The 11,848-nt window shown below is 64.7% G+C and carries 11 protein-coding genes; 3 read left to right on the top strand and 8 right to left on the bottom strand.

Annotated elements, in window-relative coordinates; all coding sequences use genetic code 11:
- Nucleotides 1-88: 88 nt before the first annotated feature.
- The 7 genes from HK108_RS13815 to HK108_RS13785 form a co-directional block, all read right to left on the bottom strand.
- Complete coding sequence (locus HK108_RS13815; protein ID WP_139469848.1) at nucleotides 89-1,045, bottom strand: alpha/beta fold hydrolase; 957 nt, start codon at nucleotides 1,043-1,045, stop codon at nucleotides 89-91.
- 109 nt (nucleotides 1,046-1,154) lie between these two features.
- Nucleotides 1,155-1,841 carry a TetR/AcrR family transcriptional regulator gene (locus HK108_RS13810; protein ID WP_139469847.1) on the bottom strand — a complete coding sequence of 229 codons (687 nt, stop codon included), beginning with the start codon at nucleotides 1,839-1,841 and terminating at the stop codon, nucleotides 1,155-1,157.
- Between the two features lie 48 nt (nucleotides 1,842-1,889).
- Nucleotides 1,890-2,912, bottom strand: a complete 1,023-nt coding sequence (locus HK108_RS13805; protein ID WP_139469846.1) for a phosphotransferase family protein — start codon at nucleotides 2,910-2,912, stop codon at nucleotides 1,890-1,892.
- Nucleotides 2,909-4,132: an acyl-CoA dehydrogenase family protein gene (locus tag HK108_RS13800; protein WP_181271929.1), complete on the bottom strand. Its 1,224-nt coding sequence runs from the start codon at nucleotides 4,130-4,132 to the stop codon at nucleotides 2,909-2,911. The genes HK108_RS13805 and HK108_RS13800 overlap by 4 nt, the downstream gene beginning before the upstream one ends.
- A gap of 36 nt (nucleotides 4,133-4,168) precedes the next feature.
- Entirely contained in the window at nucleotides 4,169-5,176 is a 1,008-nt protein-coding gene (locus tag HK108_RS13795) for an NADPH:quinone oxidoreductase family protein (RefSeq protein ID WP_139469844.1), read from the bottom strand.
- A gap of 131 nt (nucleotides 5,177-5,307) precedes the next feature.
- Nucleotides 5,308-6,090 (bottom strand): SDR family oxidoreductase, encoded by a 783-nt coding sequence (locus HK108_RS13790; protein ID WP_139469843.1) that lies wholly within the window; start codon nucleotides 6,088-6,090, stop codon nucleotides 5,308-5,310.
- Between the two features lie 14 nt (nucleotides 6,091-6,104).
- Nucleotides 6,105-6,584 carry a MaoC family dehydratase gene (locus HK108_RS13785; protein WP_098730299.1) on the bottom strand — a complete coding sequence of 160 codons (480 nt, stop codon included), beginning with the start codon at nucleotides 6,582-6,584 and terminating at the stop codon, nucleotides 6,105-6,107.
- Nucleotides 6,585-6,764: 180 nt separating this feature from the next.
- On the opposite strand from HK108_RS13785, the gene HK108_RS13780 reads away from it, so the two are divergent.
- Nucleotides 6,765-7,724, top strand: coding sequence for a phosphotriesterase family protein (locus HK108_RS13780; RefSeq protein WP_139469842.1), 960 nt, complete (start codon nucleotides 6,765-6,767; stop codon nucleotides 7,722-7,724).
- A 69-nt stretch (nucleotides 7,725-7,793) separates the two neighbouring features.
- On the top strand, nucleotides 7,794-9,179 hold the full coding sequence (locus HK108_RS13775; protein WP_139469841.1) for an MFS transporter: 1,386 nt from the start codon (nucleotides 7,794-7,796) through the stop codon (nucleotides 9,177-9,179).
- 23 nt (nucleotides 9,180-9,202) lie between these two features.
- Here the strand turns inward: HK108_RS13775 and HK108_RS13770 are convergent, their stop codons facing one another.
- Entirely contained in the window at nucleotides 9,203-10,009 is an 807-nt protein-coding gene (locus HK108_RS13770) for an SDR family oxidoreductase (protein WP_139469840.1), read from the bottom strand.
- Between the two features lie 147 nt (nucleotides 10,010-10,156).
- Here HK108_RS13770 and HK108_RS13765 point away from each other — a divergent pair, with 147 nt between their 5' ends.
- Entirely contained in the window at nucleotides 10,157-11,704 is a 1,548-nt protein-coding gene (locus HK108_RS13765) for an AMP-binding protein (protein WP_181271928.1), read from the top strand.
- The last annotated feature ends 144 nt before the right edge of the window (nucleotides 11,705-11,848 follow it).

Here is an 11,848-nt window from a genome sequence, read left to right as displayed (position 1 = left end):
GGCGGCCCATCCTGACCGCTCGAGCCGATGACAACCCCGATCGTGCGCCCTACATCAAATTCGAAATAGAGAATCGAATCGAACGCCGCTAATTCGCCGCGTGCTCCCGTGCCTGGCTGATCACCGTGGTAGCGATGTCGTTCGGGTGTGATTCGGGAAGCCAATGAGACGCGCCTTCGAGCGGGACGAAACGATAAGGACCCTCGACGTAGCGAGCGCTGAGCTCTGCGGTTGCGCGGGAAAAGGCAATATCCTCGCTGCCCCACACAAGACTGGTGGGTACCGTGACGGGAGTGCTCGGCGTCCGATCGCGGCCATCCATCGCCTGGTAGTACTTGAGCACGGACAGAAAAGCCCCCGGTTCACTGAATCGCGCAACATAGGAGGCTGCGAGATCTTCGGGGACGGCGCCGCCGTAGAGATCGACCAGCTTCTTTCCGTCATCGCGCAGCAATGTTCGGGCCACTCCCTCCGGGTGGTCTTGGATCGACCGCATATAGCCCATGCGTTCATACTGATCGTCGTCCGTCTTCAGCTGTTTGCCCAGCGCTCTGGGGTGCGGCGTCGACACGACGGTGCAGGTGTGCAGACGCTGCGGGTGGTTCGCGGCAAAGGGCCACGCGACCAGTCCGCCCCAATCATGACCGACGAGGTGGAAGCGTTCGAGTCCCGCCGCGCGGGAGACTTCGTCGAGGTCGGCGACCAGGCGCGCGATCGTATACTCCCCGACTGAATCCGGCCGTATTCCCGGCGAATATCCTCGTTGGTCGTAGGCGAACACACCCATTCCCTGCTCGAGGAGCAGCGCTGCGGTCTTCTCCCAGCACGACGCGTATTCCGGCCACCCGTGCAGAAGGATCGCGTCGCCGAGGTCGGGATCCGGATGCGCAGGTGTCGCCCGGAAAGCAGTGAACTCTCCCTGGTCGGTGGACACCGTCAGCGCCTCGGCGTCGGCGGTCGTCGGCAGCTCCGCCAAGCGCGCGGCTACCGATGCGTTGTCGAAAGGGGCACCGCTGTAGGGCTGGGACGTCGTCGATATTGTCATGGGTCAGTCTCCTCGTTGATCAAGGTGCATGGGTTCTCGGCCCAGCGGCCACCCGCCACCGGCCGCTGGGCCCTCGGCCGATGCTGGGCACCCGACGGCCCGGTGACTGCTATTTGCGACGTGAGCCGTCGGTGGGAATGCCCAGTGCGTTGATCCACAGTTTCGTCGCAGTCTCCACGAGCAGTTCGTCACTGCCCCAGTCCGGTTCCTCGACCGCATATTTGAAGTACGCCATCCGCCCGACCATCGCTGACAGCGCCCGGGCGGACATGAGGGGGTCGAGACTCGGGTCGACATACCCTTCGTCCTGAAGCTTTCGGATCCACCGGCAGTTGCGTCTGGAGAAGGCCCGCGCCCGGTCGAGGCGCAGTCGACGGAAGTTCGCGTCGATCGCGGCGACCTGTTCGAGCAGGAGCATCAGCTTCGCGTTGCGCTTATACGACTCGATGTATGCACGGTGTCCGGCTCGCAGCTGCTCGATGACGGTGCGCTCTTCGTCGCCGCTGTGCGGCGGGCCCGGGTGGAGCATGTCCTCCTGGGCTTCGCTGAGCACAGCAGCGAAAGCCTGCTCCTTGCTGTCGAAGTAGGTGTAGAACGTGCCCGTGGAGCACTTGGCCTCTTTGGTGATGTCGGTCAGCCGAGAATCGATGAAGCCATCACGTTCGAACACGACTCGAGCGGCGGCGACCAAGGCCGCTCGGGTGCGGGTTCCCCTCGTGGTCGTCGGGAGATCGCGCAGGAGCGCGGTATCCACGAGCGTGGGGAGATCCTCAGCTGAGCCTTCGGTCGTCGACATGACAGCCAATCCTACAATCCATTTCTCGGGCACGGGCAGAGTGCAAGCTCATGAGGTCAGCCCGCTCTCCCGCGCAACAGCCCATCCCTGATCGATGATCGCCTGGACGTCGCGGGCCGTGGGCACGCCGTGGGCAGCGGCGTTCGCAGGGTTGTCCGCGACGCGGCGACGGACGCCTTCGGCGATGATCGCGATCTTCCACAGCCCCAGTGTGTGCCAGAAGCCGAGCGTTCGCTTGTTGCGACCCGAGACAGCCAGGTATTCGGCAGAGATCTCGGCGCGGGTCGGGAATCCGTCAACTGCAGTCGGGGCGCCGTCGGGCACCTCGCCGGCCTGCGTCCAATACGCCAAGGAGCTGCCCACATCGGCCAGCGGGTCACCCAGTGTCGCCAGTTCCCAATCGAGCACTGCTCGGATGTCACCGGTGGCGCTGTCGATGATGACGTTGCGGATGTGGAAGTCACCATGGACCAGAGTGATCTCGCCAGGCTCGGGCAGGTGCTCGGTCAGCACCGTCGTGAGAGCGTCGAGATCGGGGCGGTCTTGGGTCCGGCTCTCCTCGAGTTGGCGGCTCCACCTCTTCAGCTGCCTCGGCGCATAGGGCTTCCGAGACGCCAGGTCGCCCAAGCCGACAGCGTCGATGTCGACGGCGTGGATCTTCGCCAGGGTCCGAGCGAGTTCGAGGCCGAGACGTCTGCGCGCCTCGGGGCCGAGATTTCGGGCGGCCTTCTCGTCGTCGATGACGGTTCCCTCGACGTGTTCCATGATGACCACGGGGACATCGGCGACTGCGGAATCCTCACAGACACCGAGGGTGGCTGGAACCGGCACTCCGGTTGCTTGGAGTGCGGAGATGATCCGATGCTCCCGGGCCACGTCATGGGCCGACGCGAGGAGGTGCCCCAGCGGGGGACGACGGGCGATCCACGACCGCCCCGCCTCGTCGTCGATGCGGTAGGTGAGGTTCGACTGCCCCTGCCCCACACGGGTCCCGCGGAGCGAACCGGTCACCGGCTCGCCGGCGTCCCGTATCCATCTCGCCAGGCTCGGCAGGTCGAGTTCGACGCTCATCGGGACTCCCGTGCGTTCTTCCTCCGTCGCAGTTCACGCCGCGCGATCGACCGTTTGTGCACCTCGTCGGGACCATCGGCCAATCGCAGTGTGCGCTGATGGGCGTAGAAGCTGGCCAACGGAGAATCGTCGGTGACTCCTCCGCCGCCGTGGACCTGGATCGCCCGGTCGATGATCGTCAGCGCCATGTTCGGGGCCTTGACCTTGATGGCCGCGATCTCCGTGGCCGCTTCCTTGTTGCCGACGGTGTCCATCATCCACGCAGCCTTGAGCACGAGGAGGCGGGTGGCTTCGATCTCGACGCGTGCCTCGGCGATCCAATCCTGGATGTTCGCCCGGTCTGCCAGCGGCTGACCGAAGGTGACTCGTTCCTGGGCACGGTCGATCAGAAGGTCGAGGGCGCGTTCGGCCATTCCGATCGAGCGCATGCAGTGGTGGATGCGGCCCGGTCCCAGCCGGGCTTGGCTGATGGCGAATCCGTCACCCTCGCCGGAGAGCAGCGCAGTCTTCGGCACTCGCACATCGTCGAAGATGATCTCTGCGTGGCCTTCCCGGTCGAGGTAGCCGAACACCGGCAGTCCCCGGACCACGGTGATGCCGGGGGTGTCTTTGGGGACGACGAGCATCGACTGCTGCCGGTGGGTCTCGGCGTTCGGGTCGGTCTTGCCCATGACGATGAAGACCTGGCAATTGGCGTGCAGGGCGTTCGAGGCGAACCATTTCCGCCCGTTGAGCACATAGTCGTCCCCGTCGGGAACGATGCTCATCTCGATGTTCGTCGCATCGGAGCTCGCCACCGCCGGTTCGGTCATGCAGAACGCCGAGGCGATCTCACCGTCGAGCAGCGGTTTGAGCCACTTCTCCTTGTGCTCGTCGGTCCCGAAGAGCGCAAGGACCTCCATATTCCCAGTATCGGGTGCGTTGCAGTTGATGGCCTCGGGGGCGATCTCCGCACTGCGTCCCGTGATTTCGGCAAGATGCGCGTACTGAAGGTTCGTCAGTCCTGCTCCCCATTCGTCGTACGGCAGAAACAGGTTCCACAGGCCTTGGGATCGAGCCTCCCGCTTGAGGTCTTCGAGGACGGGCGGGTGGAAGTTCGGATCCCCGGCCTCTGCCCGTTGCCGGTGGTAGACCGGTTCTGCGGGGTAGACGAAGTCGTCCATGAAGGCGTTGAGTCTGGATTGGTAGTCGCGGGTCGTCTCATCTGGTGCGAAGTCCATAGTTCCTGCTTTCTCGGTGAGGGGGTGTATGCGGTGTCAGGTCTGTTGATCATGGGCACCGGCGCCGCCGGTCTCTCCTCTGACTTCGAGGACGACCTTGCCGCGCACGGATCGGGAGTCGATGAGCTCGAGGGCCTCCTGCGCCCTTTCCAACGGGAGCACGCTGTGAATGACGGGATCGAGTGCCCCTGAACTCAGATGCGGCCACAGCGTGTCCCACTGGGTGGCGACCATCTCCGGTCGTCCGGCCAGTGCCGCGCCCCACCCCACTCCGGCCACGGAGATGTTGTTCAACAGCAGACGGTTGACCTTGACTTCGGGGATGGATCCTGCGGTGAATCCGAGGACCAGAAGAGTGCCGAAGGTCTTCAGTGTGCGCAGGGAATCGGTGAACCGATCACCGCCGACCGGGTCGGCGACGAGGTCGACACCGCCAGGGAGCAGGTCCTTGACCGTGTCTTTGAACCGTTCGGCCAAGACCACATGAGAAGCGCCGAGGCTGCGCACCGTATCCGCCTTCTCCTCGGTCGAGACCACGCCCACGACTTCTCCGCCGTAGGCGCGGGCGACCTGGACGAGGGCGCTGCCGAGTCCGCCTGCGGCGCCGTGGACGAGGACCGTCTGACCCGGTTCGAGTCTCCCGCGCACGCGCAGCGCGAAGTCCGCGGTCAGGAGGTTCATCGGCATTCCGGCTCCAGCGCTCAGCGAGACAGCCTCCGGAAGCGGGAGGACGCTGGCGGCCGGGACGACGATGGACTCCGCGTAGGCACCTATGTTCGCCGCCCCGACGACACGGTCGCCGACGCTGAGGCCGGTCACGCCTTCGCCCAGCTCACGCACGGCTCCGGAGACTTCCGACCCCACTGTGTAGGGCAGCGGCGGCTGCATCTGGTACTGCCCGCGAGATTGGAGCAGTTCGGGGAAGGTCACGCCGGCATAAGCGACGTCGATGAGGACCTCGCCGGGTCCTGGCGAGGGCGTCTCGATGTCGCGCAGTTCGAGGGAGCCGGGGCCGTCGGTGGCACTCAGCTGCATTGCTCTCATGATGGTCGGGTGTCCTTTCGTCGGGGTTCGCGAACGTTTGTGACGAGTTCGCGCACGTATGGAATGTGCTCGCCCATCAATGCGATGGGCTCAGTGCGGATGAACGGGAGTGTGCCTGAGCGGCGGGGTGGTCAGAGACGGGAGGAGGCGACGACACCGCCGTCGACGACGATCGTCTCCCCCACGACGTAGTCCCCGGCCCGAGAAGCGAGGTAGGCGGCGACGCCGGCCATGTCCTCACCGGTGCCGATCCGTCCTGCCGGGATCTGCGTCTTCACCTCGTCGCCGTGGTCGCGGGCGTCCTTGTTCATCTTCGTCCCGAAGGCTCCGGGGGCGATGCCGCTGACGATCACTCCGTCCGGGGCCAGTCGGGAGGCCAAGCGTTTGGTCAGGTGGATCACCCCGGCCTTGGACGCGTGGTAGCTGTAGGTCTCAAGCGGATTGGGTCGGATACCGTCGATGGAGGCGACGTTGATGACCTTGGCGAGGTGGCTCCCCGAGGCCGCGGCGGCCCGCAGGTCCGGCGCGAGTGCCTGCGTGAGGAAGAACATCGCCTTGAGGTTGAGGTCCATGACCTTGTCCCACCCGTCCTCCGGGAACTCGTCGAACGGCGCTCCCCAGGCGGCACCGGCGTTGTTGACGAGAATGTCCAGATTCGTCTCGTGCTCCCGGAGTCGAGCCACCACCGAGGCGAGTCCCTCCTTCGTCGAAATGTCGCCGGGCAGGGACACACAGGTTCCCTGTTCGGACAGCTCGGCCGCGGTCGCGTCACAGGCCTCGGCCTTACGGGCGGTGATATAGACGCGCACGCCCGACTGCACCAACCCCTCGGCGATCATCCTGCCGATCCCGCGCGAGCCGCCGGTGATCAGCGCGCTGCGCCCCTTCAGTGCAAACAGTGTCGACATGTCCATGGAAACTCCCTTGTTCAGATATCTGCGCCGTGTTCGGTGAAGTAGCCGATCGATTCGGCGACGCAGATCGGCTTCTCGATGCCGTCTGCTTCGAAGATCTGGGTGGTGGTCACCTGTGCGGAACCGGTTCCGCGCGGGTCGACGGCGGAGATCGTGGCCCGCATGCGCACCTTTGAGCCCACCGGTCGAGGCTGCGGGAAGCGCACCTTGTCGTAGCCGTAGTTGAGGCTGTGGGCGAACCCGTCGAAGGCCATAAGCTCCTCCATGAACGCCGGTCCCAGAGACAGGGTGAACAGACCGTGGCCGATCGTGCCGCCGAAGGGACCCTCAGCGGCACGATCCTCATCGACGTGGATCCACTGGTGGTCATTCGTCAGGTCGGCGAAGGTGTTGATGTCGTCCTGGACGAGCGTGTGCCAGCCGGTGGGACCGAGTTCTTTGCCGACGAGCGCGTCGATCTCGGCGATCGTCGTGGGCCTGATGGGAGTCGTCATTGTCTGCCTTTCGATCAGTGGAGCGAGTCGGAATCGATCAGGTGAATCCGGAATCTGAAACCACTCTTGAAATTGAGTTCAGATTCATTAGTCTGACACTAGCCGTGTATGCCGGGTCACTTCAAGGTGCAACCGAACCACACCACACGGCAGGGACGTCTACGCAAAGGAGCGGCACCCATGACAGAAGTCCAGGCCGTCACCGGCACCATCGACAGCAGCGAACTCGGCAGGACCCTCGTCCACGAGCACATCTTCGTCCTCAGCGAGGAGATGCGGCAGAACTATGACACGACATGGGACGACGAGGAGAGAATCTCCGACGCCGTGACCAAGCTCAATGACCTCAAGGCCGCAGGCATCGACACGATCTTCGATCCCACGGTCGTGGGCCTCGGACGCTACATCCCCCGAGTGCAGAAGGTGGCCGAGCAGACCGATCTCAACATCATCGTGGCCACCGGCCTCTACACTTTCACCGATCTCCCCCACCAGTTCGAACATCGCGGCCCCGGCCTCCTCATCGACGAACCGGAACCACTCGTGGGGCTGTTCGTCCGCGACCTCACGGAGGGCATCGCCGACACCGGCGTCAAAGCCGCATTCCTCAAATGCGCCATCGAATCCCCCGGACTCACCGAGGGAGTCGAGCGCACGATGCGGGCAGTCGGGCAGGCGAGCGCCCAGACCGGAGCTCCCATCACCGTCCACACCAATCCAGCCACTGGTTCCGGCCTAGTCACGCAACGCGTGCTCAAGGAAGAGGGCGCAGATTTGGAGAAGGTCATCATCGGCCACTCGGGCGACTCGACGGACCTTGACTACCTGTCCCAGATCGCCGAGGCGGGATCCTTCCTGGGCATGGACCGGTTCGGGATCGACGCCTACTTGCCGACCGAACCACGCGTGGACACCATCGTCGAACTCGTCCGTCGCGGCTATGCCGAACGCATCACCCTGGCCCACGATGCGGCGTGCTACATCGACTATTTCACTCAGGAAGAAAAGGCGCAGATCCAACCCAACTGGCACTTCCGCCACATCAGCGACGACGTCATTCCGATGCTGCTGGACAAGGGCGTGTCCGAGGACAATATCGACACGATGCTTGTGAAGAATCCGCGCCGCTACTTCGAGTGACACCCCACCGACCACATGCACTGACCACATGCACTGAGAGACCATTTTCAACGATGAAGGAAATCTCCCATGTCAGCCACCGCACAAACCACCCCACCGCAGGCGGCACCGGCCAAGCATGCCGGGCTGCGAGCCGCCGGTCTCGTCGGCTCCTCAATCGAGTGGTACGACTTCTTCCTCTACGGCACAGCGGCCGCACTGGTCTTCCCTCAGGTCTTCTTCCCTGATGCGAGCGGGGTCACCGGCACACTCCTGTCGTTCTCGACCTTCGCCACCGGCTTCATCGCACGACCGGTCGGCGGACTCGTCGCCGGCAACTTCGGCGACAAGATCGGCCGCAAACCCATGGTCGTCATCGCCCTGCTGGGCATGGCCGTCTTCACCTTCCTCATCGGCTGCCTGCCATCGGCGGGGAGCATCGGCATCATGGCCCCGGTCCTGCTCGTCACGTGCCGATTCGTCCAGGGCATCGCCTGCGGCGCACAGTGGGGCGGACTGGCACTGCTGCTCAGCGAGTCCGCCGGGCCCAAGCATCGGGCCTTCTCCGGGTCGTTCATGCAGGTCGGCGTACCCACCGGCGCCCTGCTGGGCAATCTGGCCTTCGTCATCGTCTCGTCCACGGTCAATGAGGCGGCATTCGTCTCCTGGGGCTGGCGAATCCCGTTCTGGGCCACGGCACTGCTCGTGCCGATCGTCATGTACATCCAGCTCAAAGTCGAGGACTCCCCCGAGTTCAGGAAGCTCGAGAACGATGTGTCCGCGGCCAAGCCGAAGGTCGTGCAGGCACCGCTGTGGCAGGCGATCAAGTCTCATTGGAAGACGATCCTGCTGGCAGCGGGCACACTGTCGGGAACGAACTGCGTCTTCTACATCACGATCGCCGGTGCCCTGTCCTACGGCACGAGTTATCTGGGCATGGACTACGGACAGATGCTCATCGCCGCCATGTTCTCGTGTGTGGTCGGCATCGCCACCATCCTCATCGGCGGCAGGCTCGCCGATAAGATCGGTCGCCGTCCGGTCATCATCATCGGCGGCGTCGGCCTGCTGGTGTGGGCTTTCCCCTATTTCGCCCTGATCAACACGACGAGCATCGTCCTCTTCGCGGTCTCGATCAGTGTGGCCAGCGTGTTCCAGTCACTCATCTACGCCCCGATCGCTGCGTACTTCGGTGAGCTGTTCGCCCCGCAGATCCGCTTCTCCGCGGTCTCTCTGGCCTATCAGCTCAGCGCGATCGTCGTGTCGGGCTCGACGCCCATCGTCATGACGTGGCTGATCGCGAAGATGGACGGGTCGACGCTGGGGATCACGCTGTTCGTGTGTGCGATGGCGCTGATCACCGTCGTGTCGACGTTGGCCTTGAAGGAGACGAACCCGAAATCCGTCAGGCAGTCCCCGACGGCCGTGCCAGGTGAGCACCTGCGCACGGAGACCGTCGCGGCCCAGCCTGCTTAATCGGCCCAGTCTGCGTAGTCGGCTCAGTCCGCAGCGCCGCTGCCACGCAGCTTTGCCTGGTAGCGGCGCATCCCGCGGATCCAGCGGTCATAATCCGAGCCCTTCATCCGGTACATATCGAGGACTTCGGGGTGGGGCAGGATGAGGAAGGTCTCGGATTCGACGGCGGCCATGACCGCCTCGGCGACCTCTGCCGGTTCGAGGACGTTGCCGGCTTCGGACACGGCCCGTTGGGCGGCGAGTTCCTCTGCACTCAGAGAGTCGGGGTCCTCTCCCCACAGGATCTTCGTGTTCACTCCCATCGGGGCGAGCACGGAGACACCCACTCCCTCGTCGCCGTAGGTCACCGACAGCCATTCGGCGAAGGCGAGCGCGGCGTGCTTGGTCACCGAGTAGCCGGCCTGCCCGATCTGCGTGAGCAGTCCCGCCGCCGAGGCGGTGGCCACGAAGTATCCTTCCCCGCGAGTCTGCCACCGGGGTACGAGCCGTTCTGCGGCGCGGATGTGCGCCCGCAAGTTGATGTCGAGGATGCGGTCCCAGTCGTGTTCGCCGCCGATGCCGGGGGCTCCGGCAATCCCGGCATTAGCGAAGTAGAGATCGACGTCGCCGAGTTCGCGGTCGGCGGCGGCCAGCAGATCGTCGACGCCTGTTGCCGTGGAGACGTCCCCGGTCCAGTGCGGCTGGCCCAGTTGTGCCGCGGTGTCCGTGACCGCCTCGGCGAGGTCGGCAAGCAGCACCCGGGCTCCACGCTCATGCAGTGCCCTGGCCAGTGCCGCCCCGATTCCTGATGCGGCCCCGGTGACGACGGCAGTGCGTCCCTCGATCTCCATAGTCCTCTTCCTCTCCGGCGCACCCGTTGTGTCCGAAACGCGGCCGACCTATAGTTGAACCTGTACTCAGTTTCAAGTATTTCAGCATCCACATATTGCTGTCGAGCCCCGCGCGGGCCCGTCCACGTCGTGATCCGAAGGAGTTTCATGACCACGAAGTCGCGCACATCGATCATTGATCTGCTCACCCCTTGGGCGGAGAAGGACCCGGAGTCTGTCGCAGCGGCCACGCCGCCGGGACCAGATCGGGTGACGCTGTCGAAGGTGCGCCTCCTCGGCGAAATCGGTGCCGCCCGTGACCGGTACCTCACTGCGGATGTCCGCCCCGGCGATCGGATCGTGCTCATTGCGCCCAGCTGTCCGGAGTTCCTCATCGAGTTCTTCGGTGCGCACGCTGCCGGGCTGGTGGTCGTCGCCGTCAATCCGCTCTCGACAGTCAGGGAGCTCGACTACATCCTCACCGATTCCGAAGCCCGCGTACTCGTGGCTCATCCAGCCTCGGCCGAGGCGGGGAAGGCTGCGGCCGCACAGCATGACGTCGAGTTCCGCACCCTGGCCATCGTCGGCAATGAGGGCCCCCGCGCCGAGGTGGGTGCCGAGTCCGATGTCACCGTCGACCGTGCCGATTTCGCCTGGGACGATATCGCCGCACTCCTCTACACCTCGGGCACGACGGGCAAGCCGAAGGGGACGATGCTGACCTTGGGCAATTTCATTTCGGCGACCGACATCGTCCGGGAGATGATCGAGGCCAACCCGTCGGACCGGTCCGCGACCGGCCTGCCGCTCTTCCATGTGTTCGGCCTGGCAGCCGTCACCCTGCCGGCGATGAGTGCCGGCGCACCGGTGACGCTCTTCCCCCGCTGGGACCCGCAGGCATTCATCGCCTCACTCGCCGAGGATGAGACGACCATCGTCTCCGGCGTACCGACGATGTGGATGTCCGTACTGGCGAAGGCCCCCGAGGGCGAAGCACCGGACCTGCGCATCATCAGCTCGGGTGGCGCTTCGATCGCCGCCGAGGTGGTCCGTCGGGTCGAAGATCGCTTCACGGCACCGCTGGCGGAGGGCTACGGGCTCACTGAGACGTCCGGACTGGGCACGTTCAACCCGCTGCACGGGACGAGGAAGCCCACGAGCGTCGGTCCGGCCGTCCCCGGATTCGAGGTCAAGACCGTCGACCCCGCCAGCGGCGAAGAGCTGCCTGCCGATGAGGTGGGTGAGGTGCTGCTGCGTGGGCCCGCAGTCATGGCCGGCTACTGGAAGAAACCCGAAGCCACCGCCGAGGTGCTCGACGCCGAGGGGTGGTTCCGCACGGGCGACCTCGGCCGGGTGGATGAGGACGGGTATCTCTTCATCGTCGACCGTATCAAGGACCTCATCATCCACGGCGGATACAACGTCTACCCGCGCGAGATCGAGGAGGTCATCTATGAGATCCCGGAGGTCGATCAGGTCAGCGTCGTGGGCACTCCGGATGAGAAGTATGGTCAGCAGGTGACCGCTGTCATCGCCCGCACTCCAGGTTCCGACCTCGGCGCAGATGAGGTCGAGCGGTTCTGTCGGGAGAATCTCGCCGCCTATAAGATCCCGCGGATCATCGAATTCCTCGACGAGCTGCCCAAAGGACCCAGCGGCAAGATCCTCAAACGCGAGATCGTGCGCATGTTCACCCCGAGCACCGAGGCACGCTGACACAGGCGGGCATCATCGTCGGCAGGCGGTTGCGGGCGGAACGGTTCGCATTCGAACGCCGGCAAGGCCGATGGAAGAAGCACAGCAACTTCCCCCTATAGCCCGATAGGCCGCCATCAGATCAGCGCGGCTTCTCACCCGTCT

This window comes from Brevibacterium sediminis (assembly GCF_013623905.1).
GTDB classification, from domain to species: domain Bacteria; phylum Actinomycetota; class Actinomycetes; order Actinomycetales; family Brevibacteriaceae; genus Brevibacterium; species Brevibacterium sediminis.
Note: the sequence above shows the minus strand (reverse complement) of the source record. Positions and strands in the feature narration are given on the sequence as shown.